This is a genomic window from Streptomyces sp. NPDC098101 (assembly GCF_044760185.1).
In the GTDB taxonomy this organism is placed as follows: Bacteria; Actinomycetota; Actinomycetes; order Streptomycetales; family Streptomycetaceae; genus Streptomyces.
The window spans coordinates 1,564,940-1,589,832 of the sequence record NZ_JBIWAS010000001.1; the positions used below are offsets into that span (position 1 = coordinate 1,564,940).

At 75.7% G+C, this 24,893-nt stretch carries 24 protein-coding genes and 1 pseudogene; 20 read left to right on the forward strand and 5 right to left on the reverse strand.

Going from position 1 to position 24,893, the window contains the following annotated elements; genetic code table 11:
* Positions 1-399: 399 nt before the first annotated feature.
* From ACIQVI_RS06510 to ACIQVI_RS06525, 4 genes are all read left to right on the forward strand, one after another.
* Positions 400-1,554 carry an AAA family ATPase gene (locus tag ACIQVI_RS06510; protein WP_351973955.1) on the forward strand — a complete coding sequence of 385 codons (1,155 nt, stop codon included), beginning with the start codon at positions 400-402 and terminating at the stop codon, positions 1,552-1,554.
* Positions 1,551-5,330 carry a DUF5682 family protein gene (locus ACIQVI_RS06515; RefSeq protein ID WP_403591807.1) on the forward strand — a complete coding sequence of 1,260 codons (3,780 nt, stop codon included), beginning with the start codon at positions 1,551-1,553 and terminating at the stop codon, positions 5,328-5,330. Before ACIQVI_RS06510 ends, ACIQVI_RS06515 begins: the two co-directional genes overlap by 4 nt.
* The gene (locus ACIQVI_RS06520; protein ID WP_403591810.1) at positions 5,327-7,189 is read left to right on the forward strand and encodes a hypothetical protein; all 1,863 of its coding nucleotides are present in this window, start codon (positions 5,327-5,329) and stop codon (positions 7,187-7,189) included. Before ACIQVI_RS06515 ends, ACIQVI_RS06520 begins: the two co-directional genes overlap by 4 nt.
* Positions 7,190-7,462: 273 nt before the next feature.
* Positions 7,463-8,944, forward strand: a complete 1,482-nt coding sequence (locus ACIQVI_RS06525; RefSeq protein ID WP_403591813.1) for a threonine/serine exporter ThrE family protein — start codon at positions 7,463-7,465, stop codon at positions 8,942-8,944.
* Here ACIQVI_RS06525 and ACIQVI_RS06530 read toward each other — a convergent pair.
* The gene (locus ACIQVI_RS06530; protein WP_403592295.1) at positions 8,922-9,374 is read right to left on the reverse strand and encodes a flavin reductase family protein; all 453 of its coding nucleotides are present in this window, start codon (positions 9,372-9,374) and stop codon (positions 8,922-8,924) included. The genes ACIQVI_RS06525 and ACIQVI_RS06530 overlap by 23 nt on opposite strands.
* Before the next feature lie 332 nt (positions 9,375-9,706).
* Here ACIQVI_RS06530 and ACIQVI_RS06535 point away from each other — a divergent pair, with 332 nt between their 5' ends.
* Together ACIQVI_RS06535 and ACIQVI_RS06540 are read left to right on the forward strand one after the other, a co-directional pair.
* Positions 9,707-10,321 carry a flavodoxin family protein gene (locus tag ACIQVI_RS06535; RefSeq protein ID WP_403591815.1) on the forward strand — a complete coding sequence of 205 codons (615 nt, stop codon included), beginning with the start codon at positions 9,707-9,709 and terminating at the stop codon, positions 10,319-10,321.
* 81 nt (positions 10,322-10,402) lie between these two features.
* Positions 10,403-10,585 (forward strand): hypothetical protein, encoded by a 183-nt coding sequence (locus ACIQVI_RS06540; protein WP_403591817.1) that lies wholly within the window; start codon positions 10,403-10,405, stop codon positions 10,583-10,585.
* Between the two features lie 85 nt (positions 10,586-10,670).
* Here the strand turns inward: ACIQVI_RS06540 and ACIQVI_RS06545 are convergent, their stop codons facing one another.
* Positions 10,671-10,964, reverse strand: coding sequence for a hypothetical protein (locus ACIQVI_RS06545; protein ID WP_351974354.1), 294 nt, complete (start codon positions 10,962-10,964; stop codon positions 10,671-10,673).
* Positions 10,965-11,325: 361 nt separating this feature from the next.
* On the opposite strand from ACIQVI_RS06545, the pseudogene ACIQVI_RS06550 reads away from it, so the two are divergent.
* The 4 genes and pseudogenes from ACIQVI_RS06550 to ACIQVI_RS06565 all read left to right on the forward strand — a co-directional run.
* A pseudogene (locus tag ACIQVI_RS06550) lies at positions 11,326-11,784 on the forward strand (SRPBCC family protein); the annotation flags it as partial.
* A 486-nt stretch (positions 11,785-12,270) separates the two neighbouring features.
* Positions 12,271-12,807 (forward strand): cysteine hydrolase family protein, encoded by a 537-nt coding sequence (locus tag ACIQVI_RS06555; RefSeq protein WP_403591820.1) that lies wholly within the window; start codon positions 12,271-12,273, stop codon positions 12,805-12,807.
* 252 nt (positions 12,808-13,059) lie between these two features.
* Positions 13,060-13,533: a universal stress protein gene (locus ACIQVI_RS06560; RefSeq protein ID WP_403591823.1), complete on the forward strand. Its 474-nt coding sequence runs from the start codon at positions 13,060-13,062 to the stop codon at positions 13,531-13,533.
* Positions 13,534-13,576: 43 nt separating this feature from the next.
* On the forward strand, positions 13,577-13,987 hold the full coding sequence (locus tag ACIQVI_RS06565; RefSeq protein WP_403591826.1) for a DUF6213 family protein: 411 nt from the start codon (positions 13,577-13,579) through the stop codon (positions 13,985-13,987).
* On the opposite strand, the gene ligD is transcribed toward ACIQVI_RS06565, so the two are convergent.
* Positions 13,935-14,852, reverse strand: coding sequence for a non-homologous end-joining DNA ligase (gene ligD / locus ACIQVI_RS06570; RefSeq protein WP_403591829.1), 918 nt, complete (start codon positions 14,850-14,852; stop codon positions 13,935-13,937). The genes ACIQVI_RS06565 and ligD overlap by 53 nt on opposite strands.
* A 189-nt stretch (positions 14,853-15,041) precedes the next feature.
* Here ligD and ACIQVI_RS06575 point away from each other — a divergent pair, with 189 nt between their 5' ends.
* The 4 genes from ACIQVI_RS06575 to ACIQVI_RS06590 all read left to right on the forward strand — a co-directional run bounded on the left by ACIQVI_RS06575 (position 15,042) and on the right by ACIQVI_RS06590 (position 19,230).
* Positions 15,042-16,232: a zinc-dependent alcohol dehydrogenase gene (locus tag ACIQVI_RS06575; protein WP_403591832.1), complete on the forward strand. Its 1,191-nt coding sequence runs from the start codon at positions 15,042-15,044 to the stop codon at positions 16,230-16,232.
* 80 nt (positions 16,233-16,312) lie between these two features.
* Positions 16,313-17,605, forward strand: coding sequence for a cytochrome P450 (locus tag ACIQVI_RS06580; RefSeq protein WP_403591835.1), 1,293 nt, complete (start codon positions 16,313-16,315; stop codon positions 17,603-17,605).
* Positions 17,606-17,679: 74 nt separating this feature from the next.
* On the forward strand, positions 17,680-17,904 hold the full coding sequence (locus ACIQVI_RS06585; RefSeq protein WP_351973144.1) for a hypothetical protein: 225 nt from the start codon (positions 17,680-17,682) through the stop codon (positions 17,902-17,904).
* A 60-nt stretch (positions 17,905-17,964) separates the two neighbouring features.
* Positions 17,965-19,230 carry a cation:proton antiporter gene (locus ACIQVI_RS06590; protein WP_351973150.1) on the forward strand — a complete coding sequence of 422 codons (1,266 nt, stop codon included), beginning with the start codon at positions 17,965-17,967 and terminating at the stop codon, positions 19,228-19,230.
* 79 nt (positions 19,231-19,309) lie between these two features.
* On the opposite strand, the gene ACIQVI_RS06595 is transcribed toward ACIQVI_RS06590, so the two are convergent.
* A complete protein-coding gene (locus ACIQVI_RS06595) occupies positions 19,310-19,456 on the reverse strand; it encodes a hypothetical protein (RefSeq protein WP_403591838.1) in 147 nt (48 codons plus the stop codon).
* Positions 19,457-19,739: 283 nt separating this feature from the next.
* On the opposite strand from ACIQVI_RS06595, the gene ACIQVI_RS06600 reads away from it, so the two are divergent.
* The 5 genes from ACIQVI_RS06600 (at position 19,740) to ACIQVI_RS06620 (ending at position 23,214) form a co-directional block, all read left to right on the forward strand.
* The gene (locus tag ACIQVI_RS06600; RefSeq protein WP_402446307.1) at positions 19,740-20,147 is read left to right on the forward strand and encodes a VOC family protein; all 408 of its coding nucleotides are present in this window, start codon (positions 19,740-19,742) and stop codon (positions 20,145-20,147) included.
* Positions 20,148-20,217: 70 nt separating this feature from the next.
* Positions 20,218-20,466 (forward strand): hypothetical protein, encoded by a 249-nt coding sequence (locus tag ACIQVI_RS06605; protein ID WP_403591841.1) that lies wholly within the window; start codon positions 20,218-20,220, stop codon positions 20,464-20,466.
* A gap of 103 nt (positions 20,467-20,569) precedes the next feature.
* Entirely contained in the window at positions 20,570-21,991 is a 1,422-nt protein-coding gene (locus tag ACIQVI_RS06610) for an FAD-dependent oxidoreductase (RefSeq protein ID WP_403591844.1), read from the forward strand.
* Between the two features lie 147 nt (positions 21,992-22,138).
* Positions 22,139-22,390 carry a BON domain-containing protein gene (locus ACIQVI_RS06615; RefSeq protein ID WP_121831530.1) on the forward strand — a complete coding sequence of 84 codons (252 nt, stop codon included), beginning with the start codon at positions 22,139-22,141 and terminating at the stop codon, positions 22,388-22,390.
* Positions 22,387-23,214 (forward strand): metallophosphoesterase, encoded by an 828-nt coding sequence (locus tag ACIQVI_RS06620; protein WP_403591847.1) that lies wholly within the window; start codon positions 22,387-22,389, stop codon positions 23,212-23,214. The genes ACIQVI_RS06615 and ACIQVI_RS06620 overlap by 4 nt, the downstream gene beginning before the upstream one ends.
* A 67-nt stretch (positions 23,215-23,281) precedes the next feature.
* Here the strand turns inward: ACIQVI_RS06620 and ACIQVI_RS06625 are convergent, their stop codons facing one another.
* A complete protein-coding gene (locus ACIQVI_RS06625; RefSeq protein ID WP_403591850.1) occupies positions 23,282-24,157 on the reverse strand; it encodes an SDR family oxidoreductase in 876 nt (291 codons plus the stop codon).
* Between the two features lie 232 nt (positions 24,158-24,389).
* Here ACIQVI_RS06625 and ACIQVI_RS06630 point away from each other — a divergent pair, with 232 nt between their 5' ends.
* Positions 24,390-24,758 carry a PRC-barrel domain-containing protein gene (locus ACIQVI_RS06630; protein ID WP_351974353.1) on the forward strand — a complete coding sequence of 123 codons (369 nt, stop codon included), beginning with the start codon at positions 24,390-24,392 and terminating at the stop codon, positions 24,756-24,758.
* Positions 24,759-24,893: the final 135 nt, after the last annotated feature.

Below are 24,893 nucleotides of genomic sequence, written 5' to 3' on the forward strand. Positions count from 1 at the left end.
TGGTCGTCACCGTCCGTTCGTCACCGTCCGTTCGGCGCCGCCCGGTCGTCGCCGCTCGCTCGGGGCCGCCTGGTCGGCACCGCTCGTTCGGTACCGTCCCGCCCGGGGGGCGCCCCCCCCCGCCCCCCCCCCGGGCGCCCCCCCCCCCCCCCCCCCCCCCCCCCCCCCCCCCCCCCCCCCCCCCCCCCCCGGGCGCCGCCCCGCGGGGGGGGCCGCGGGGCCCCCCCCGCTGGTGGGGCCCCGCCCCCCGGGCCCCCCCCCGCCCCCCCGGGGCGGGGCCCCCGACGGCCACGGCCCGGCTGACCGCAGCCCACCCGCCGCACGCGGCGACGGCGCGGCGCACCCCGCCCGGGGGTGCGCCGCGCCGCCCCACCCGTACCCCTTCCGGAGGAACCCCGCATGACCGTCACCGAACAGCCCGCCCCCGCCCGGCAGGTCCAGCCGGCCGAGGAGCGCCACGCCGCCGAACTCGCCTTCCTCGCCGCCCAGGACCCCGGCCCGCGCCCGCCCGGCTGGGCCCTGACCCCGCGCGCGGTCGTCACGTTCGTCTGCGGCAGCGACGGCGCGGAACTGGCCCTGCCGAAGCGCCGCGCGGGCCTGCCGTCGAAGCTGGAGATCGCCCCGAAGTTCGTCGGCGAACGCGCCCTGGTGGAGCGCTGCGTCGTCACCCTCGCCGGAGAGCGCGGACTGCTCCTCACCGGCGAGCCCGGCACCGCCAAGTCGATGCTGTCGGAACTGCTCGCGGCCGCCGTCAGCGGCACCAGCTCCCTCACCGTGCAGGGCACCGCCGGCACCACCGAGGACGCCTTCCGCTACGGCTGGAACTACGCCCTGCTGCTCGCCCAGGGCCCCACCCCGCAGGCCCTCGTCGACTCCCCGGTCCTCGCCGCCATGCGCACCGGCCGGGTGGTGCGGGTCGAGGAGATCACCCGCTGCCTGCCCGAGGTCCAGGACGCCCTGGTCTCCATCCTGTCCGACCGGCGGGTCACCGTCCCCGAACTGACCGCCACCGAGGACGCGGTGGTCACCGCCGCGCCCGGCTTCACCGTCATCGCCACCGCCAACCTGCGCGACCGGGGCGTCTCCGAGATGTCCGCCGCGCTCAAGCGCCGCTTCAACTTCGAGACCGTGGACCCGATCGCCGACGCCGACGCCGAGGCCGTCCTCATCCGCCGCCAGGCCGTCGCGGCGGTCCAGCGCGCGGGCGCGCCCTTCGGCGTCGACGACGCCGTCCTGGACGCCCTCGTCACCGTCTTCCGCGACCTGCGCTCCGGCCGCTCCACCGAGGGCTGGGACGTGGAGCGGCCGGGCACGGTCATGTCCACCGCCGAGGCCGTCCAGGTCGCGGCGTCCCTCGGGGTCGCGGCCGCGTACCTCCCCGGCGGGGACGTCCTCGACCTCCTGCCCGGCCACCTCCTCGGCGTCGTCCGCAAGGACGACCCGGCCGACCACGCGCGCCTCCTCGGCTACTGGGACGGTCCCGTCCGCCGCCGGGCCGAGAGCGGCTCGGCCATGTGGCGCCGCCTCTGGGACCTGCGCGGGAGCCTGCGGTGACGACCCTCGACCCGCGGGCGGCCGTGGACGCGCTCGCCGCGTCCCGCACCCCGTACCTCCTCGGGGTGCGCCACCACAGCCCGGCGCTGGCCGCCATGGTGCCCGCCCTCCTCGACGAGGCGGGCGCGGAGGTGGTCTGCGTGGAACTCCCCGCCGACTTCCGGCCCTGGCTGGAGCACCTGGCCGACCCGGAGACCGTCGCCCCCGTCGCCCTGGCCGGGACGGGCGAGGGCGGACGCCTGGCGTTCTACCCCTTCGCGGACTTCTCCCCGGAGCTTGCGGCGGTGCGGTGGGCCCGGGACCACGGCGCGGAGGTCGTCTGCTGCGACCTCCCCCTGTCCGACCCCGGCTGGTCCGCGACCGGCCCGGACCGGGAGCGGGACGGGGAGGCGGACGGCCTCCCGGGCATCGACGCCGCCGACGGCACGGGCGAGGACGACGGCACGGGCGAGGACGACGGCACGGGCGAGGGCGACGGGACGGGCGAGGGCGACGGGACGCGGGAACACGGCTCCTTCGCCGGGGCGCTCGCCGCGGCCGGCACCGGACGGGACGGCGAGGACATGTGGGACCGCGCCGTGGAGGTGCTGGCCCCCGGCTGCTCCCCGGACGCGGTGCGCCGCGCCGCCCTGGGCGTGGGCTGGGCCCTGCGCGCCGACGCCGACGTGCCCGCCTCCGACCTCGCCCGCGAGGCCCGGATGCGGCGGGTGATCGCCGAGTCCTCGGCCGGAGGTCGCCGCGTCGCCGCCGTGATCGGCGCCTTCCACGCCCCCGCGCTGCTCGCGCCGGTGGACACGGAGGAGCCGGTCGGCACGGACCGGCACACCCCGGAAGGCACCAACGCCGGTACCAGCACCGGCGCCGGTATCGGCACCGACACGGACGGGTCCGGCAAGGCCGACCGGGGTCGCGCCCCGGCGACCCCGCTCGCGGGCCCGGTGGCCCCGGCCACACCGAAGGCCCCGGCCGGGAACCAGGACCCGGCCGCCGCGGTGACCTCCTTCGTCCCGTACTCCTTCGACCTGCTCGACTCCCGTTCCGGCTACCCCGCCGGGATCCGCGACCCGCTCTGGCAGCAGGCCGTGCTCACCGCGGCCGGGGACCCCGACCGGCTCCGGGAGGCGGCCTCCGCCGCGGTGACCGGCCTGTGCCGGGAGATGCGCCGCGCCGGTCACACCGCCGGCACCGGCGAGGCCGCCGAGACGCTGCGCCTTGCCTGCGACCTGGCCACCCTGCGCGGACTCCCCGCCCCCGGGCGCGGAGAACTCCTGGAGGCCGTCACCACCGTCCTCGGCCAGGGCGAACCCCTCGGCCGGGGCAGGGCGCTGGCCCGCGCCCTGGAGGCCGTGTTCGTCGGCACCGCGCGCGGCCGGATCAGCCCGCACGCGCCCCGCTCCGGTCTGGGTCCCTCGGTCGAGGAGGAGCTCGCCCGGCTGCGGCTGCCCCGCCCGGAGGAGCCCGAGCCCCGGGAGGTACGCCTCGACCCGCTCCGTTCCCCCCTCGACGGACGCCGCGAGGTGCTGCTGCAACGCCTCCTCGTCATCGGCGCCTCCTACGGCGAGCCCCTCGCCGTGGCGGCCACCGGCGACGGCACCGCGCTCGGCACCAAGTGGCGCCTGACCTGGAACCCGTCCGTGCCCGCCCGGCTCGACCTCGCCGGAGTCCGGGGGGTCACCGCGGCCCAGGCCGCCGCCGGCACCCTGGCCGAGACCGCGCGCCACGAGGCCGCCGAGGGCGGCCCCACCCCGGCCCAGATCCTGACCGGGCTCACCGCCGCCGCCCGCTGCGACCTGCCCGACCTGGTCGACGCCCGGCTGCGCGAGGCCTCCGCCGTCCTGCCCGACACCGCCGGCCTGCCCGAACTCCTCGAAGCCCTAGACCTCTTGGAGGGCCTGCGGCGCGGCCACTACCCCGGCACCACCGAGGACGCCCGCGCCACCGCCGGCGCGCTCACCGGCGAACTCCTGGAGGCCGCCGTGCGGTCGCTGCCCGGCCTGGCCGGCAGCGACACCCCCGCGGACGCCGGAGCCCTCGTGGCGCTCGCGGACCGGTCGGCCGCCCGGCACCTGGGCCTCCGGATGGACCGGGCCCTCGCCGAACTCGCCTCCGAAGGGTCGCCGTTGATCCAGGGCGCCGCCCTGGCCGTACGGGTCCTGCTCGATCTGGACCCGGCGGCGGACCTCGGGGAACGGACGGCGGGCTGGATCGACGGCGCGACCTCCCCCGACGCGCGGCGGGCCCTCATGAAGCGCCTCGCGGGACTGCTCACGGCCGCGGGTCCGCTGCTCCAGGCGTCCCCGGAGGCGCTCACCCCGCTGCTCGACCGGGTCGACTCGCTGGCCGACCAGGAATTCCTCGACCGGCTCCCGGCCCTGCGCGGCGGCTTCGACGCGCTGACCCCGGCCGCCCGGGACCGGCTCCTGACCACGGTCACCGAGCGGCTCGGGGACCGGCTCGACCTCTCCCTCGACGCCCCGCCCGAGCTGCTCGCCCTGTGGGCGGCGGCCGACGCGGCCGGCCTCGCCGCCCTGAAGTCCCTGGCCCTGCCCGACCCGCACTCCGCACCCGACCGACACTCCGCCCTCGATCCGCACCCTGTCCCCGAGGCGGAAGCCGCACCCGCGACCGACGCGCCCCCCGCCGAGGCACCGGACCGGCGGCTCGCCCCGGCCGACCGCTGGCGGCTCCTCCTCGGCCGCCACCGGGACCGGCTGTCCGCCGACGCGCGCCGCTACGCCCGCGCCCTGGACGAGCTGTACGGCGGCGGGCGCGGCGAGGGCGCCGACGACCTGGACACCGGATCCGGCGGCGGCGGGGGACAGGAGGCCTCCTTCCCCACCGCACGCGAATGGTCGCAGGAGCTGGAGGCCCTCTTCGGCGCCGACGTGCGCGAAGAGGTCCTGGCCGAGGCCGCCGACGCGGGCCGCACCGACGTGCTCACCCAGCTCGATCCGGCGGCGGTACGCCCCTCGGTGGAACTCCTGAGTTCGGTGCTCTCCCTGGCCGGCGGTATGCCCGAGGCCCAGCTCGCCCGGCTGCGCCCGCTGGTGAAGCGGATCGTCGACGAGCTCGCCCGGGAGCTGGCCACCCGCCTGCGCCCGACGCTCTCCGGGCTCGCCACCCCGCGCCCCACCCGCAGGCCCGGCGGACGCCTCGACCTCGCCCGCACCCTGCGCGCCAACCTCGCCCACACCCGCCGCACGGACGACGGCCGGGTCGTGGTCGTACCGGAACGGCCGGTGTTCAGCACCCGGGCGAGCAAGGAGGCGGACTGGCGCCTGGTCCTCGTGGTCGACGTCTCCGGCTCGATGGAGGCCTCGGTCATCTGGTCGGCGCTGACCGCCGCCGTGCTCGGCGGCGTACCGACCCTGTCCACGCACTTCCTGGCCTTCTCCACGCAGGTCGTGGACCTGACCGACCGGGTCGAGGACCCCCTGTCGCTGCTCCTGGAGGTACGGGTCGGCGGCGGCACGCACATCGCGGCGGGGCTCGCGCACGCCCGCTCCCTGATCACCGTGCCGAGCCGCACCCTCGTCGTCGTGGTCAGCGACTTCGAGGAGGGCGCGCCGCTCGCCGGCCTCCTCGGCGAGGTCCGCGCCCTGGCCGCCTCCGGCGCGCACCTGCTCGGCTGCGCGGCGCTCGACGACGCCGGGGCGCCCCGCTACTCGGTGCCGGTGGCGCGCCAACTCGTCGCCGCCGGGATGCCGGTGGCCGCCCTCAGCCCGCTCGCCCTCGCCCGCTGGGTGGGCGACCGCCTCCGTGGAGAACCCCGTTGAGCCCCGAACCCCTGCCGCCCGTCGCCCCCGACGTCCTCGCCGAGGCCGTGGAACAGCTCAGCGCACGGCTGCGCAAGAAGCTCGACGCCGCGATCGCGGGCTGTGCCGAGCAGGTCGTCCGGGCCGCCGACGGTTCCCTCGACGTACGTTTCGGCGAGGACGCCCTCGTCACCCTGCGTCCCGGACCCTCGGGCGCGGTCACCGAAGCCGGGCAGGCCGTCTGCACCTGCCTGCTGGCCCCGCGCTGCCTGCACCGCGCGGCGGTCCTCGGCGCGGCACCGATCGCGGACGCCGAGACGGAGACAGAGACGGGGACCGGGACAGGGACGGAGGCGACACCGGAGACGACCACCGGGCCTCCGGAGCCGACCGGACCCGTCGACGGCTCCGCGCCCGTCACCACCGAGGCCGCCCCCGTCCCTTCCGCGGACACCGAGACCCCGCTCACCCCCGCCCAGGTCCGGGCCGCCACCGCTCTGTGGGAGGCGGCCGCCGAGGCCCTGTCCGCGGGAGTCACGGCCGGCGGGGCGGTGGTCCAGGCCGAACTGCTGCGCGCCGCCCACACCGCCCGCCTGGCCGGGCTGCCCCGTGCGGAGGCGGCCGCGCTGCGCGTCGTACGGGGACTGCGCGCCGCCCGGGAGCGCGGCCGCGCCCAGCGCCTCGGCGACCTCGCGGGCGCCTTCCGCGAACTCCTCTCCGGAGCCGCCCTCCTCGCCTCGGGCACGGCCGGACCCGGCGCGGCCGGTGTGACGCGCCGCGCCTACGCGCAGGGCGGCAGCCTCAGGGCGTACGGCCTGTGCCGGGAGCCGGTGCTCTCCGCCACCGGGTACGGAGGCGTGTCCACCCATCTGGTGGGCCCGGACGGTTCCCGCTACACGGTGTCCGACGTGCGCCCCGGCGGACTGGCCCGCGCCAGGGGAGCGGGCTCCGCGTCCGTGGCGCTCGGCGGGGCCGTCCTCGACCACGCGGGCCTCGCGCGCGGAGGCCTGCGGATCGTCGGCGCCACCGTCTCTCCGGACGGGCGGCTCGGCGCGGGCCGGGGCGTGAGCGCGACCCCGCTGCGCGGGGTGGACTGGTCGGAGGAGCCCGCGTCCGCGCTGTTCGCCCGGCCGGTGGGCGAGGCGGTGGCCGCGGCGCTCGACGACGGCGCACGGGAGGCCGACGCCGTCGAGGCCGCCCTGCTCGGCTGCGACGTCGAGGTGGTCGGCGCGGCGGGGGAGTACCTGGTGGTGCGCGTCGCCGGAGACGGACCGCTGCTGCGGCTGCGCCCCGCCCACCCGCATCCGGAGCTGCCGCACGCCGCCAACCTGCGGAGGATCGCGGAGCACCCCGGGCTCGCCCTGCGCGTCCTCGGCCGTCCGGACCTGGACCGGGCGGCGACGCTCCGGCCGCTGGCGGTCGGCCCGGTGCCGGGGGAGCCGTACACGCTGCGGCTGCCGGAGGAGTGGCTCGGCAGGGCCGACCTGGGATACGACCGCCTCCAGGGGAGCCACTTCCCGCGCGGCGCCACGGGGCCGGGACCGATCGCTCCGGCGGCCGTGCCGGATCCGCTGGCGGACGCGCCGCTGTGGCGGGTGCGGCGGCTCCTGGAGACGGGGGTCGCGGGCGGGCGGCGTGCCGTGGCCGAGGCCGGCCGGGGGACGGACGCGGCCGCCCTCCTCGCCCCGCTGCGGCGGGCGGGCCTCGGCGGGGCGGCGCGGCTCGCGGCGACCCTGACGGCGGAGGCGGACCGCCGCCCCCGCGACGCCTTCGGCCGCCTCACCGACGCCTCGGCCGACGGCTACGCCCGGGCCTGGCTCGCCTCGGCGGTCCACCTGGCGGCCGCGGAGAGGTCACTGGTGGCGGCGTCCTGGTCCTGACGCGAGCCCGGGGCCGGGGGCCCGCGTCGGTCCGGGCGGCCTGCGCGCGGGCGCGGACCTGCGGGAGGCGGTGCTCCGCCCCGAGGTCCCGTCCCCGGGCGGACCGGTGGGCCCGAAGACGTATGCCGTACGCCGTGGGCCCGGAGACGGGCGCGGAGCCGTGTGCCTCGCCCCCGGCCGGTCTCACCCGCTCGGCGGACGGAGACCCCGGCGAGAGGGGGAACGGTAGGTCCCAGACCGTGCGACGGGCGGACACGAGGGCGGGACGAGGCCATGCGACATGTGCTGCGGAAGCGGCGGGAGGCCGCCCGGGCGCGGAAGGAGAGGCTCCAGCGGCTCCGCCGGGACGACCGGACGCTGCTCGACCGCCTGTACGGAACCCCGTACGAGGACATCGTCTTTCCGCCGCCCCGCCCCCTGGACGACGCCGAGGCGGTGGAGATCCTGGGGTTCGCGCTGCGGCTCGGGCGGGCGCTCTTCCTCGCCGGGGCGGAGACCCGGCGGATCGAGTCGTCCGTCGTGGCCGTCACCGCCGCCTGGGGGATGGGCAGCCAGGAGATCGACATCAACGCCCGGTCGATGCAGGTGCAGTACGCCCCCGAGGGCCGGCGGCCGATCGTCATGCTGAAGGTGATGGGCTCGGAGGACACCCGGGACCTGGACCGGCTCGCCGCCCTCGAACGCCTCACCACCCACGCCGCCTCCGGCCGGCTGGACCGGAGGACCGCGGCCGGGACCCTGGACCGGATCGAGGCGGAGGCCTCCCGCTGGCCCTGGTGGTTCGGCCTGGGCGGCGGCGCGGTCCTGGCGGCGATGCTGTGCGTCCTGGCCTCCGGGACCGTGCGCGCGGCCCTGGTGTCGCCCCTCGTGTTCCTGCTCGCCGACCGGGGCGCCTGGGCCCTGTCCCGGAGCGGACTGCCGTCCTTCTTCGTCACCGCCGCGCAGACCGCCCTGCTCCTCGTCGCGGTCGCGGGACTCACGGCGGCCGGGGGCCTGAGCCACGCGGAGGCGGCCAGCGTGATCGCGGCGAACGTGATCCTGCTGCTGCCGATCTTCACGATCATCTCGCTGACCGAGGACGCGATCGACGGCTTCCGCTCCATGGCGGCGGGCCGCGCGGTCAGCCTCCTTGCCTTCTTCACCGCACTGGCCTGCGGCTTCCTCGCGGTCGGCTTCCTGCTGCGGGGCGCCGACGCGGACGCCCGCTCCACCGCCCTGATCCCCCTGCCGGTCGTCCTCTCGCTGCTCACCAGCGCGATCGGCGCCCTCGGGAACACCGTGTTCATGGACGGAGGACTGCGGATCGTCCCGCCTGCGGTCGCCACCGCGGTCCTGGGCGCGGGGGTCAAACTGGCCTGCCTCGGCGCGTTCGGCTGGTCCGCGCCCCTGGCGACCGGCCTCGCGACGGTGGCGATGGGTCTCGCCGCGGCGGTGCTGTCGCCGCGTACGGGCATCCCGGTCCGCGCGTTCGTGATCCCCGGCATCGCCGGAGGCGTGCTGCCGGGCCCCGACCTGTACCGGAGCCTGCTGCAATGGCTGCTGCGCGTGGAGGGCGCGGGGTCCTATCTGGTGTCCACCATGGCGTCGGTGGCCGCCATCGGCATCGGCGTGGTCCTCGGGACGCTGCTCGGCACCGCCGTCGCACGCCGCTGGCGCTCCTGGGAGACCACCGGGACTGGGACTGGGACGGGGACGGGAGCCGGAGCCGGGACGGGGACCGGAGCCGGGGCCGTCAGGCGGGGTGGCCCGGCGTGAGGTCCGTGACGTCGCCGAGCCGGAGGAGGGGCGGCCCGTCCGGGCCGGAGGGGCTCTGTTCGACGGGGGCGAGCAGGAAACCGACGTGGTCTCCGCCCCCGCCCTCGAAGCGCTCCTCGATCCGGCCGACCAGCCAGGCGCGGGCGTCGGCGAGCACCGGCGCTCCGCCCGCTCCCGGCCGCCAGTCCACCCGGGCGAGCTTGTCGGTGTCGTCGCCCGTCCGCCCGCCGAACAGCGCCGCCAGCTCCTTCTGGTCGCTCCCCAGGACGTGGGCCGCCAGGTGGGAGGCGCGGCGCGCGACGCGGTAGGTGTGGTTGGCGGTGGAGAGCCACGCCATGAAAAGGGGCGGGTCGACCGAGCACGGGGAGGCGAACCCCACCAGGCAGCCCGCCCGCTCGCCGTCGGCCGTCGCCGCCGTGACGACGTACATCGGATAATCGAGCGCGTCGGTGAAACCGTCGGCCACGGTCGGCTCCCAGGGTGATCGGAGGACGGCGGCGGGCCGCGCGGTGCGGGCCGACCGGCAAACCGGCCGTACGAAACGACCGGCAAACCGGCCGTACGGAACGACCGGTGGACTGCCCGGACGTACGCACGCGCAATCCGCCTTCGGAATCGGCGGGTTGTGCCGGGGCGGCCCCGGAGTGTCTCCGGAGCCGTTTCCCGGGAAGCAGTCACCTTGCCCCGATGGCCGACCGGCAAACGCGCGATATGGGCTTCTTGTATGACATAAGGGCTCCTCGGTGGGGTAGCGGCACACCCATGGACACGACACCCCTGCGCGCCGTCGCACTCGTCTGCACCCTGTCCCCGTCACCCGCGCGTTCCAGTTCGCAGCTGCTCGCGGAACAGGTCATGGCGGCACTGGGCGAGCACGGCGTCACCGGCACGACCGTCAGGATCGCCGACCACAACGTCCTGCCCGGCGTGAAGACCGACATGGGAGAGGGGGACGACTGGCCGGAGATCCGCGAGGCCGTCCTGGACGCGGACATCCTGGTCCTGTCGACCCCCATCTGGCTGGGCCACCCCTCCAGCATCGCCCAGCGCGTCATGGAGCGGCTGGACGCCGAACTCGGCGAGACGGACGACGAGGGCCGGATGCTGACCTACGGCAAGGTGGCGGCCGTCTGCGTCGTCGGGAACGAGGACGGCGCGCACAAGGTGAGCGCGGATCTCTTCCAGGGCCTCAACGACGTCGGCTTCTCGCTCGCCCCCAACGCCGTCACCTACTGGGTGGGGGAGGCCATGCAGGGCACCGACTACCAGGACCTCGACAAGACCCCCGAGGCCACGGCCGGCACCACCGCGACCCTCGCCGCCAACACGGCCCACCTGGCCCGCCACCTCAAGTCCGCCCCGTACCCGCCGTCCTGACCTCACCGAGACATTCCCGCCGGACATCCCCACCCGAGATTCCCACCCGGACATTCCCACCGACACCGAGGAGCGACAGACATGACCCAGCAGCGGAACGGCGAACCGGACCCGCGTACCACTCCTCCCTCCGAGGCTCCGGGGGAGAGCGGCGACGAGGAGGCGAGGGAGGAGGCGGCGGACGCGGTCGTCGGCGAGGCGGGCGACGACGAAGACGCCGACGACGAGGACGCGGACGACGAGGACTCCGGCGACTCCGCGTAGCGGAAGGAGCCTCCCGTGCCACGAAGCCGGGGAGGCACGTGAGGACATCACGGGCCTCCCCGGCTTCGTGCCGCCCGAGGGGGCCTCAGGCCGTCCTGGCCCGGGGCGCGCTCCCCGGGACCTGGAGCGGTACGGAACCCGGGCCGCTCACCGTCAGGGTGATGCCGAGGCTCGCGCACATCCTGCGGGCTCGGGCGAGCGCGCTGAAGGAGGCCGCGGACGGGGAGGGGGACGGGAATTCGAGGAGCACCCGGAGGGGACGGTAGGCGGAGACGATCGCCTCGATCTCCAGGGCCGCCGCGGCACGGCTGGTGACGTCGAGCTCCCGGAGGAGCCTCAGGTGCAGGGTGCCGTCTTCGAGGACATGGCTCACGAGCATGGTCTACCTCCCGGACCGGGTGGGCGCCGCGGACGCGGCGCGGGGCGGTGATCAGTGGGAGGGACCGGCGAGCGGTCCCGGGTGCGGCGCACGGTGAGCGGTTCGTGGAGCTCGACGGGAACACCGCGAGCGCCGCATCCCCGGCGCGAGCCGGCCGCCGGGGCCGTTCTCCGCCGCAGGACGCTCTGTGTCCAGCCTGAAGCAGCTCGACAGGTGGCTGCCACCCTCCATTATGCAAGGAACGCGCCTGCCTGCACCTTTCCCGTTCCGGGTCCGCGCACCGGGTTCCCGGGGGCCTGATTGGGACGGGAGCGGCCGGGTACGCGGGGGACGACCACGACGGAACGAAGGAGGCAAACCGGTGAGTACGGTCGAGAAGACCATCGATGTGGACGTCCCGGTGCGGAGCGCCTACGACCAGTGGACGCAGTTCGAGGAGTTCCCCCGCTTCATGGAGGGCGTCGAGGAGGTGCGGCAGGTCGACGACCGCCACTGCCACTGGCGGACCAAGGTGGCGGGCGTGCGGCGCGAGTTCGACACCGAGATCGTCGACCAGCTGCCCGACGAGCGCGTCGCGTGGCGCACCGTGGGCGGCGAGGTCCGGCAGAAGGGCGTCGTGACCTTCCAGTCGCTCGACGAGGGCCACACCAGGGTCCGGCTCGCGATGGAGGTGGAGCCGGAAGGCGTGGTGGAGAAGACCGGTGACGCCCTCGGGATCCTCGACCTGCGGGTCAAGGGCGACCTGAAGCGGTTCAAGGGCTTCATCGAGGAGCGCGGGCAGGCCACCGGCGGCTGGCGCGGCCGCGTCAGCCCCTCGGACGCGACGGGACCGGCCCCGACCGGCACCCCCGGCACTACGACGGGCGCCCCGGACACGACCGGCCCCACGGCGGGCCCGACGGGCCCGGCCCCGACCGGCACCCCCGGCACTACGACGGGCGCCCCGGACACGACCGGCCCCACGGCGGGCCCGACGGGCCCGGCCGGCCCGGCCGGTGACGCGCCCGTCATCCCCGGCCAGGCCGATCGGTCCTCGCGCGGCGCGGGCGCCTGGCCGCCCGCCGACCGCCCCTGAGGACGCCCGACGGCACTGACGCTCCAGGCCCGGGGCCGGTCGCGCGGACGGACGACGTCCCGCGACCGGCCCCGGGGCCGTCTGCACCGGCCCGTCCACACAGGCCCCGCCCGCCGGCCCGCACCGGCCTCGCCCGCCGACCCGCACCAATCACGGCCGCCCCCGCCTCCCCTCCACGGACACGGAAGGCCGAACGCGCGTCCGGCCCGATGATCTGGAAACTTGGGGGACATGAGCAAGACCGCCCTCGTCGTCATCGACATGCTCAACCGCTACGACCACCCCGACGCGGAACTCCTCGTCCCCTCCGTCACCCGGGCGCTCCCCGCCGTGGTGCGCCTCCTGGAGCGGGCCCGGGAGCGGGACCTCCCGGTCGTCTACGCCAACGACAACTTCGGGAAGTGGCGCTCCCACCACGGGGAGATCCTGGAGGCGGCCCTCGGCGGCCCCCACGCCGACCTGGTCGACCCCGTACGTCCGGACGAGACGTCCTACTTCGTCGTCAAGGCGCGCCACTCCGCCTTCTACGAGACCCCGCTCGCCTATCTGCTGGGCACGCTCGGCGTGGACCGCCTCGTGCTCTGCGGACAGGTCACGGAGCAGTGCGTGCTCTACTCCGCCCTCGACGCCCACATCCGGCACCTCTCGGTCACGGTCGCCCGGGACGCCGTCGCCCACATCCACGAGGACCTGGCCGACGCCGCCCTGCGCATGATGGAGACCAACATGAGCGCGCGCGTCTGCCGCGCCGACGAGGCCCTGGACTGAGCGCGGACCGGTTTCGCGCCCCCGGGACGGACGCGTACGAGGGCGGCTGCCGGGCGGTCCGGGCCCTCCCGGGGCACATTGGTACGGAGGGGCGACCGCCCCTCCGCCGTGCCGTCCGCGCGTACGGCACGCGGTGCCGGGTAGTCGGTCGGCAGGAGACCCTTTCCGGCGGCGGGCGGAGAAGAGACGGAGCCGAACCCCGCGGCCCGGGCCGGAACCGTCTTTCCCGGCGTGAGCGAGAAGGGGCATGACATGAGCACCAATGACGGCACCTCCCGCGTGGTCGTGGGCGTGGACGGTTCACCGGCCTCGCACGCGGCCCTGCGCTGGGCCCTCCGCCACGCGCGGCGCACCGGCGCGACCGTGCACGCCGTGGGGGTCTACGACCTTCCCGGGGCGGAAGGATGGTCCGCGCCGGCCGTCGACGTGCTGTTCGACGAGGAACAGGCCCGGCGGTCGCTCTCCGAGGAGCTCCGCGCAGTCCTCGGCCCGGACGACGACGTCCCCCTGGTCCACCACGTGGTGCGCGGAAACCCCGCCCAGGTGCTGATCGACGAGTCGGACGGCGCCGAACTGCTCGTCGTGGGAAGCAGGGGCCGGGGAGGGTTCGCGAGCCTGCTCCTCGGCTCGGTGAGCCAGCAGTGCGCGGCGCACGCGTCCTGCCCCGTCGTCATCGTCCGCCCGGAGACGGCCGACGGCACCCCGCCCACGGGCGACACCCCCTGATACGCGTCGGTGACACGGAGGTCGGATCATCATGAACGCATCCATGTCGTTGGTGCTTCTGCCGGACGGCCATCTCGTGCTCCCCGCCGACGAGGTGACCGGCCTGCTCCGGCACCTCGCGGCCGGGTGGCTGGAGTCGACCGGCGAAGATGACCTCGACCTCGCACCGGAGACGGTGGTGGCCCTGGCAGGAGCGCTGACGGAGGTCGCCGACCGGATCGACGTGGAGTGCATCGCGCTCGCGCCGCACGGCGACGAGGACCCGTTCGACCAGGAGAGGCCGTTCGTCGACGGAAGCGGCGAGGAAACTCCGCCCGACGACGTGCCCCTCAACGAGGGCAGCCCGTTCGACGAGGGGCGCCCCTTCGGGGAGGGGGGCCGCTTCGAGGACGGGAACCCCCTCAGGGACGAGCACGGGGACCCGTACGACGGAGGCGGTCCGCCGCAGCCCTGAGGGAGCGCCCGCGCGGAGCCGGGCTCCACGGGTCCTCCTTCAGGAGCAGGTCCACGTCGGCGAGGCGCCGGGCGCGCGCGTCGAGCGCCGGGTCGTCCAGGTCGCCCCAGGCCAGCGGGGCCGCGACGGGCGCCCCCGCCCTGGCCCGCACCGTGTACGGGGCCACGGCGGTCTGCCCGTACGCGTTGCGCTGGACGTCGAGGTACAACCGCCCCTCCCGGGCCTTCTTGCGCACCTCGGTGGTGAGCAGCTCGGGGTGGCGGGCGGCGAGCACCCCGGCGACGTCGGAGGCGAAGGCCCGTACGTCGTCGTAGGGCGCCTTCCGGTCCAGCGGCACCAGGACGTGCAGCCCGCGCGAGCCGGTGGTCATGAGCAGCGACGGCAGCTCCAGCCCGTCGAGAAGGTCGCGGAGCCACCGGGCGGCGTCCCGCACCGGCCCGAACCCCTCCCCGGACGGGTCGAGGTCGAAGACCAGCCGGTCCGGGTGATGGGGGCGGTCGACCTTCGACAGCCAGCGGTGCAGGGTGACGGAGCCCTGGTCGGCGAGCAGGACCAGGGTGGCGGCGTCCTCGGCCAGCACGTACGTGACGGTGCCGCCCTCCTTCGGCATCTCGGCGCGCCCCACCCAGTCCGGGAAGTGGTCCGGCACGTCCTTCTGGAAGAAGCCCCGGTCTCCGATGCCGCCCGGATGGCGCTCCAGGGTCAGCGGGCGGCCGCGCAGGTGCGGCAGCATCTTCGGGGCCACGGCGCGGTAGTACTCCGCGAGGTCGGCCTTGGTGATGCCGTCCCCGGGGAAGAGCACCTTCTCCGGACGGCTCACCGTCACGGTGCGCCGGCCCGCCCGCACCTTCCGGGTCTCCGTCATCACGGCCTCCCTCTCCGCAGGGGCCCGGGGATCCGCCCCGAGGCCTCCTCACGGGGCCGCTACCCGCGATGGCGCGCGGCTACCGCGCGCGCCCACCGCCCGCCCGGCGGGAGCGCGCGGCACGCATACGGCCCTCCGTCCGGGGCACTCGCGCCATGACCCCGCAAGCCGCACGTGAGGAGCCCGACCATGAGGGCGTTGACCTGGCACGGACACCGCGACGTTCGTGTGGACACCGTGCCCGACCCCCGGATCGTCGACCCGACGGACGTGATCGTCCGCGTCACCTCCAGCGGCATCTGCGGCTCCGACCTGCACCTGTACGAAGTGTTCGGACCCTTCCTGGACCCCGGCGACATCCTCGGCCACGAGCCCATGGGCATCGTGGAGGAGGTCGGCCCCGAGGTGCGGAACCTCAAGGCCGGCGACCGGGTGGTGGTGCCGTTCAACGTCTCCTGCGGCACCTGCTGGACCTGCGGCCAGGGCCTGCAGTCCCAGTGCGAGACCACCCAGGTCAGGGAGTACGGGACGGGCGCCTCCCTGTTCGGCTACACCAAGCTCTACGGACAGGTCCCCGGCGGCCAGGCCGAGTTCCTGCGCGTCCCCTTCGGCGACACCCTGCCCATCAAGGTGGGCCAGGACGCCCCCGACCAGCGCTACCTCTACCTCTCCGACGTGCTGCCGACCGCCTGGCAGGCCGTGGCGTACGCCGACGTCCCGCCCGGCGGCACCCTGACCGTCCTCGGGCTCGGCCCCATCGGCGACATGGCCGCCCGCATCGCGCTCCACAGGGGCGCGAGCAAGGTCATCGGCGTGGACCTCGTCCCCGAGCGGCTGCGCCGCGCCCGGAGCCGCGGGGTCGAGGTGCTGAACCTCAAGGAGCACGGCAAGGACCTCGGCGACCGGGTGCGGGACCTCACCGGCGGCCGGGGCACGGACGCGGTCATCGACGCCGTCGGCATGGAGGCCCACGGCGCCCCGCTCACCAAGGCCGCGCAGAAGATCCCCGGCTTCCTCCCCGACGCCCTCGCCCAGAAGCTGATGACCACGGTCGGCGTGGACAGCATGGCCGCCTTCGACACGGCGGTCGACGCGGTCCGCCGCGGCGGCACCATCAGCCTGTCCGGCGTCTACGGCGGCGCCGTCGACCCCGTCCCGATGTTCAGCCTCTTCGACAAGCAGGTCCAGCTCCGCATGGGCCAGGCCAACGTCTGGCGGTGGGTGGAGGACATCCTCCCGCTCCTGGACGACGCCGACCCGCTCGGCGTGGACGACTTCGCCACCCACACCCTGCCCCTGGAGGACGCGCCCCAGGCGTACAAGACGTTCCAGGACAAGAAGGACGGCATGATCAAGACCGTCCTGACCCCCGGCCGCTGAGCGGACGCGCCACCGCCCGCCTCTCCCGGCCGGGAGGTGGGAAGCGGTGTGAAATCACGACTTCGTGGAACCCGTCTCTCATGGAAGCGACACCACAGGACATGCCCGGCCCCGCCCGCCCCCCGCTGCTCGACAGCACCGCGTCCCTCCTGGTGAAGGGGTACGGCTGGCTGCCCGACCTGCGCCGGCGCGCCCGGAACGCCCCGGCCGTGCCCGTACGGATCCTCGGCCGGCGCGGAGTCGCGCTGCACGGCAAGGAGGCGGTGGACTTCTTCTACGACGAGCGGCACGTCCGCCGCCAGGACGCCCTGCCCGGACCCGTCCTGGACACCCTGTTCGGCCGCGGAGCCGTCCACACCCTCGACGGAGGGCCGCACCGGGGGCGGAAGGCGCTGTTCCTGACGCTGCTCAAGGACCCGGAGCGGATCGCCGCCCTGGTCGAGCACGCCCGGCGGGCGTGGGACCGGGCCGAGGCCGACTGGCAGGGCCGGGAGCGGGTGGTCCTCTTCGACGAGGCCGCCCGCGTCCTGACCAGGGCCGTCCACGACTGGGCCGGCGTCCCGCTGCCCGACGGCGAGGAGGAGACCGCCGCGCGGGACCTCGTGGCCATGGTGGACGGCTTCGCCGCCGTCGGCCCCCGGCACCTGCGCGCGCGGCGGGCCCGGAAGCGGCAGGAGGAGCGGCTCGCCCCGCTGATCGAGGAGCTGCGGTACGCGGGCGCCCCGTCGGGGCAGGCGACGATCGCGCAGGCGGTGGCCGCGCACACCGACGCGAACGGCCGGCAGCTCGACCCGCACACCGCGGCCGTCGAACTCCTGAACGTCCTGCGCCCCACCGTCGCGGTCACCTGGTTCCTCGTCTTCGCCGCCCACGCCCTGCACCGCTGGCCGGAGCACCGCGACCTCCTGACGGCGGACGAGCGGCACACCTGGGGCTTCGCCCAGGAGGTCCGCCGCTTCTACCCCTTCGCCCCGTTCACCGGCGGCCTCGCGGCGGCCGACACCCAGTGGGGCGGCGTCCCGATCGAGAAGGGCAGCCTGGTCCTCCTCGACCTGTACGGCCACGACCACGACCCCGACCTGTGGCCGGAGCCGTACGCCTTCGACCCGACCCGGTTCACCCGGCCGGGCGCCCCGATCGACCGCGACGACCTCGTGCCGCAGGGCGGCGGCGACCCGGCGACGGGCCACCGGTGCCCCGGCGAGGACATCACCCTCGCCCTCCTGGCCGCCCTGGTCCCGCGCCTCGCCCGCCTGCCCCACGACGTGCCCGACCAGGACCTGTCGATCCCGCTGCACCGCGTACCGACGCTCCCGCGCAGCGGATACGTCATGGAACGGGTACGCCTGACGTCACCGGCGGCGGCGCGCTGACCGCCGTACCACCGGACCGACCGACCGACTGACCGACTGCACCGTCCGAGAAGAGAAGAGATGAGGAGACCGGAATGAGCGACGCGCACACCCCGGGCAATTCGGAGGACCCGATACCCCGCGACCGCGAGGACGAGCAGGCCGCCGAGGGCGAGGACCCGCTGGCCATACCCGTCACGCGGGACCCGGGCAGCGAGGAGCTCCCGGACACCGAGGAATCCGGTACGGGCCCCCGGGGGCGCCCCGAGGAGGAGACCGTCGACCCCGAACAGCCCACCCCCGACGAACCGGCCGACTGACCGGGACACCGCCGCCGGCACCACCCCCACCCATCCCCACCACCGGAACGGAGTCCCATCCTGAGCCCCGCCGACCTCGTGTTCACGGCCCTGGGCATCGGAGCGCTGGCGGCGGCGGTCCTGCCGAGGCTCGTACGGCACATGCCGTTCTCGATGCCCATGGTCTTCCTGGCACTCGGCGCCCTGACCGGTCTGCTGCCCCTCCCCATGCCCGAACTCGACCCCGTGGCGGACCGGGCCTGGGTCGAGCACGTCACCGAGATCTGCGTGATCGTCTCCCTCATGGGCGCCGGACTCGCCCTGAACCGGCCCTTCGGCCTGCGCTCCTGGGCCGGGCCGTGGCGGCTCCTCGGCATCACCCTGCCCCTGACCGTCGCCGCGACCACCGCGCTCACCTGGTGGCTCTTCGACTGGCCCGCGGCCACCGCCCTCCTCGTGGGCGCCCTGCTCGCGCCGACCGACCCGGTGCTGGCGGCGGAGGTGCGGGTGGGGGAGCCGACCGACGAGGACGACGACGAGGACGAGGTCCGCTTCACGCTCACCGCCGAAGCCGGCCTCAACGACGGACTGGCCTTCCCCTTCGTCCTCGCCGCCCTCGCGCTCGCCGGAGCCGGCGGCGTCTGGGCGGACGCCGACTGGGGACACTGGTTCGGCTTCGACCTCGTGGCCAGGGCGGTGATCGCCGTCGTGATCGGCATCGCCCTCGGGCGGCTGCTCGGATGGATGTTCTTCCGGGCCGGGTCCGCCTCGCTCAGGCTGTCCGAGCACATGGAGGGCTTCGTCGCGCTCGCCGCGACCTTCCTCGCGTACGGCCTCACCGAACTCGCCCACGGCTACGGCTTCGTCGCCGTCTTCGTCACCGCCTGCACCGTCCGGGCCGCCGAACGCGGCCACGGCTACCACAAGGTGCTGCACGGCTTCACCGAGCAGATCGAACGCCTCCTGACGGCGGCGCTGCTCTTCCTCCTCGGCCACTACCTCGTCGCCACCGGCCTCGCGTCGCTGACCTGGCCGATGGTCCTGCTCGCCCTGGCCCTGATCGTGGTCGTCCGCCCGCTCACGGGGTGGATCGCCCAGCTCGGCTTCGTCACCGGCCCCCGGGAGCGGGCCGTCGCCGCCGTCTTCGGACTGCGCGGCATCGGCTCCCTCTTCTACCTCGCGTACGCGCTCGGCCACCACGGATTCGAGGGCCAGGCAAGGGAGTTGTGGGTCCTGACCGCCACCACGGTGGCGCTCTCCGTACTGCTCCACGGGGCGGGCGCCACCCCGGCCATCCGCCGTCTGGACCGCCTGCGCGAGGTCCGTCCGTCCGACGCGCCGCCGTGAGCCGCCCCGTACGCACCTCATGCCTGTGGGCCCGGCCGATGCCGGGCCCACAGGTGTGAAGGGCTGGTGGAGCGACGCGTCAGCGGCGTCCGCGCAGCCTGCCGAGGAGGCGGCGGGCCCGGGCCCGGCTCCGGGAGTCGGAGGCGGCGCGCCGTACCGACGCGATCGCCCGCCGCCCCTGGGGGCTGCGGCCGAATCGCTTGATGCGGGTCAACAGTGCGGACATGGAACCTCCCGTGCTCGTACGTCATCCACGTGGCGTCCGGCGGAGGAACGCCGGTCCCCGGCGGCCTTCGGGGACGAGGGCCGCCCCTTCCGCCTACCCCCGATGCGTCTGGGCACGCGACGGTTCGTCAATTGCCTTCAGTGCGCAGCCCATTGGGTGGCGACGCCGCCGTCACCGGTCGCTCGGGCTCCGCCCCGGCGAAGGCGTCCGGCCGGTCCGGGGCCATCGGTCCGCACTCCGACTCCCTTTGCCTGAAAGGCCGTTGACGGGGCACACGGACCGCATGACCGTTTCCAAGACAGGTGTCCTCGTCCTCGACAGCACCGATCCCGAACCCCTCGCCCGCTTCTACGCCGCCCTGCTCGACGCCACCGTCGAACCCAGCGGCGCCGACGCCGACCTGCTGCTGATCTCCGGCGCCACGGGCGTCGTCCTGGGCATCCGGCGCGACCCCGGCCAGGCGCCGCCCAGCTGGCCCCGGCCGGACGACTCCCAGCAGGCCCACCTGCTCATCCTCGTGGAGCCCGACGCGCTCGACGAGGCCGAACGGGAGGCCGTCTCCCTGGGCGCCCGCCCCGTCTCCGCCGACCAGAACGGCACCCGCCTCGACCGGCGCACCGACACGCGCCGCTACACGGACCCGGCCGGCCACGCCTTCGTCCTCGCCCCCACGCGCGGTGCTCCCGCGTGACGTTTCCGCGGGACACCCGGGGGCAGCCGCCCCACGTGCCCGCCCGCCCGCACGACCGAGGAGGACGACCATGACCCGTCACGAGCGCCGCCGCACCCTGCCCGCGGACGGCCCGCCGCGGACCACGCCCTCGGAGGCCGTCGGCGAGAGCGGCGACGTCGAGGCGCGCCGGGAGGCCGAGAAGGCCACCCGGGACCGCCGGGGCGGAGCCGGCGACGAGGGCGGCATGACCGCCAAGCGCCAGTCCCCGGGCCTGGGCCGCGAGGAACAGCGCCGCCCGCACGGACGGAGGGGCGAGGCCGAGACCGAAGAGGCCTAGGGCCTGTCCGGCGGGCCGCGACCGGGACCGCGCCCCCGGACGACTGCGCGCCCCGGCCCCGGGTAGACGCCGGGCGGACGCCCGACCGCCCGGAGGAGGGACCATGCCCGGACCCGGAAGCTCGTACTGGATGGAGTCGGCGCCGCCAGGCCGCGCCCACCCGCCGCTGGAGGGCGACCTCACCACGGACACGGTCGTCGTGGGGGCCGGGATCGCCGGTCTCTGCACCGCCCGCGCGCTGAACCGCGCCGGACGCGACGTGGTGGTCCTGGAGGCGGACCGGATCGCGGCCGGGGTGACCGGCCACACCACCGGAAAGCTCACCTCCCTCCACGGCCTCCGCTACGAGCCCCTGCGCCACGACCAGGGGGACAGGGCGGCGGCCCGGTACGCGGCGGCCCAGGAGGACGCCCTCCGGGAGGTGGTGCGCCTGTGCGAGGAGCTCGGCGTCGACGCCGAGCTCGAACGCCGCCCCGCGTACACCTACACCTCCGACGGGGAGCGGACCGGCGAGATCCGCGCCGAGGCGGCGGCCGCCGCCGGAGCCGGGCTGCCGGCCGCCGAGGTGACCGGGGAACCGGGGGAGGCCGGGACGGGGCTCCCGTACCCCGTCGCGGCGGCGGTCCGCGTCGAGGACCAGGCGCAGTTCCACCCGCGCCGCTTCCTGCTCGCCCTGGCCGACGACCTGGTCGCGCACGGCGGCCGGATCCACGAGGGCACCCGCGTCACCGGCCTCAAGGAGGGCGCCGAGTGCCGCCTCGCCCTCGCGGGCGGGGGCACGGTCCACGCCCGCGACGTCGTCCTCGCCACCCACTTCCCGCTGCGCTGCCACCCCACCCTCCTGATGCGCCTCTCCCTGCGGCGGGAACTCGTCGTCGCCGCCCCCGTCGACGAGCGCCACGCCCCCCACGGCATGTACTGGAGCGCCGAGGACGACGTCCGGTCGGTGCGCACCGCCCCGCTCGGCGGGGGCCGACGGCTCCTGATCGTCTCGGGCGAGGCCTTCGAACCGGGCGCCGGCGGCGTCCGCGCCCGCTGGGAACGCCTGGAATCCTGGGCGCGCGACCGGCTGCCGGGCTTCGCCGAAGCCCCCGAGGTGCGCCGCTGGGCGGCCCAGGACGTCCACACGGCCGACGGGGTGCCCTGCGTCGGACACGAGCACCCCGACACCGAGCACGTCTACGTCGCCACCGGCTTCGGCGGCTGGGGGCTCAGCAACGGCGTCGCCGCGGGCCGGCTGCTCACCGCCCACCTGACGGGCGCCCCGCGCCCGGACTGGACGGAACTCTTCGACCCGCGCCGGCGCCTCTCCGTCCGCGAGACGCCCGGGGTCCTCCGGCACCAGACGGCCGTGGCCCGCCACTTCCTGACCGGCCTGCGGACCGGCCGCCGCTGCACCCACATGGGGTGCGAGCTGGGCTTCGACGACGCCGAACAGACCTGGGAGTGCCCCTGCCACGGCTCCCGCTTCGCGGCCGACGGCAGCGTCCTCCAGGGCCCCGCCACCGAACCCCTGGAGGACTGAGGGGAGCTTCTCCCCGCCCGCACGCCGCGCGAGGGGGAGGAATGGTACGTACGGGACGGGGGAGACGCGACGGTGAAGGGCCGCCGCCCCGGACGGAGCGCCGGCCCGGACCCCCACGGTGACAGGACGACAGGACGGAGGAGCGCGATGGACACCGGCGAGAACGAGTACCGGATCGCCCGGTTCAGGGAGCGGCTCGCGCACGACGACATGGCCGAGCTCGGGGTACGCATCGAGGTGCGCGGCACGGCCGTGCTCCTGACGGGCACCGTCCCGACGGCCGGGGAGCGGGAGGAGATCCTCCGGCTCGCCGAGACGGAACTGGCCGGCCTGCCCGTCCGCACGGACCTCATGGTCGCCTGCATCGATCCCCCCGAGCGTCCCGAGGAGCTGCTGTGACGGCCCCGGAACGACAGGAGGACGGGGCCGTCGTCCGGGTGGCGGCCGTCGGCGACATCCATCTGAGCCCGGACTGCCGGGGCCTGCTGCGCCCCTCCTTCGAGACTCTTTCGCTCTGCGCGGACGTCCTCCTCCTGGCCGGGGACCTCACCCGCCACGGAACGGTCTCCGAGGCGGAGGTGGTCGCGGACGAGGTCCGGGACCTCGGCGTCCCCGTGGTGGCCGTCCTCGGCAACCACGACTACCACTCCGACCAGGAGGCGGACATCGCGCGCGTCCTCACCGACGCCGGGGTCGCCGTCCTGGAGGGCGACCGGACGGTCCTGCCGGTGGACGGCGGACGGCTCGGCATCGCCGGCACGAAGGGCTTCTGCGGCGGCTTCGCGGGCCGCAGCGCCGGAGAGTTCGGCGAACGCGAGATGAAGGACTTCGTCCGCACCACGCGCCGGGCCGCCGAAGGCCTCCACGAGGCCCTGTCCGACCTGTCCGACTGCGAGGCGCGGATCGCCCTCACCCACTTCTCTCCCGTCCCCGACACCCTCGCGGGCGAACCGGTCGAGATCTACCCCTTCCTGGGCAGCTACCTGCTGGCCGAGGCCATCGACGGGGCGGGCGCCGACCTCGCGGTGCACGGCCACGCCCACCTGGGCACCGAGCACGGCATGACGGCGGGCGGGGTGCGCGTCCGCAACGTCGCCCAGCCCGTCATCGGCAAGGCCTTCGCCCTCTACCACCTGCCCCTCACCCGGACACCGGAGCACTCCGGGGCCCGCGACGCGCCCGGGAGGGCCGGCCGGCCCCCGGCGGCCGGCGCCCCGATGTGACACGGCCCCGCTCGGCGGCACGGCCCTCCCCGGACGTCCGGGGAGGGCCGTGTCCGTTCCCGGTGTCCTACGGCAGGGGAGTGCCGCCGGTGGCGTTGACGATCTCGCCGGTGATGTAGCTCGCCCCGGGCGAGGCGAGGAAGACGTACGCGGGCGCCATCTCCGCCGGCTGGGCGGGGCGCCCCAGCGGCGACTGCCGGCCGAAGTCCTCCGTGCTCGGCATCGTCGAGGGGATCAGCGGGGTCCACACCGGCCCCGGGGCGACCGCGTTGACCCGGATGCCGCGCTCGGCGAGCAGCTGCGCCATGCTGTGGGTGAAGGAGACGATCGCGGCCTTCGTCATCGCGTAGTCCAGGAGGTGCGGGCTGGGCTGATAGCCCTGCACCGAGGTGGTGTTGATGACGCACCCGCCGCGGGGCATGTGGGCGAGGACCGCCCGGGAGAGCCAGAACATCCCGTACAGGTTGGTCTTCATCACCCGGTCGAACTGCTCCGTGGTGATGGCCTCGATCCCGTCGGGCCGGGACATCTGGTACGCGGCGTTGTTGACGAGGACGTCCACGCGCCCCAGCTCCTCCACCGCCCGGTCGATCAGGGCCGCGCACTGCTCCTCGTCGCGGACGTCGCACAGCACGGGAACCGCCCTGCGGCCCGCCTCGCGGACCAGGCGCGCCGTCTCGGCCGCCTCGTCCTTCTCCTCGGGCAGATGGGTGAAGACGACGTCCGCGCCCTCGCGGGCGAACGCCAGGCAGACGGCCCTGCCGATCCCGGAGTCACCGCCGGTGACCACCGCGGCCCGGTCGAGGAGCAGGTCGTGGCCCCGGTAGGAGTCCTCCCCGTGGTCGGGCCGCGGGTCCATCCGCTCGGTCGAGCCGGGGTATTCCTGCTGCTGGTCGGGGAACGGGGGGACGGGGCGGTCGGGGGTGTTCTCGCTGGTGTCCATGGGGTTCGGCTACCCGGCGGCCCGACCCGTATCCCGCCCCCGGCCCGGACGGAAGCCGTCCGGGCGGACAGGAGCCCCCGGTCGCCCCTCCGGCGGGCGGGCGAATGGGCCGGGTGGACGGGGGCAGGCGGATTCCGGACGGAGGACACGCTCCGCCACGTACGGCACACGGAGACGGAGGGCGGCGGCGGACCGCCGGCCGTCCTCTCCCTACCGGAGGAGTTGGGGACGAATGACCGAGCACACGTGGAGTTACCGGTCGACCGCCGGGCACCTGGCCGGTGCCGATCTGACCGGCTACAAGGTCGAGGCGACCGACGGCGGCATCGGGAAGGTGGACAAGCACTCCGACGAGGTCGACGACGCGTATCTGGTCGTCGACACCGGGGTCTGGATCTTCGGCAAGGAGGTCCTGCTGCCGGCGAGCACCGTGACCCGGATCGATCCGGAGGAGCGGAAGATCTTCGTGGACCGCACCAAGGACCAGATCAAGGACGCTCCGGAGTTCCACCGCGAGACGCACCTCGACGACCCGGTCTACCGCGACCAGCTGGGCACGTACTACGGCCTGGGCGGGCCTTTCGGCGGCCGTCTGGTCTGAGACCGCCGTCTCGCCGGACGGATGAGGGGCGGGGGGGGCCGCCCCCCCGGGGGGGGGGGGGCGCCCGCCGGGCCCGGGCCCCGCCCCCCCGGGGGGGGCCGCCGGCGCGCGGGCGCGCGCCCCGCCCCCGGCCGG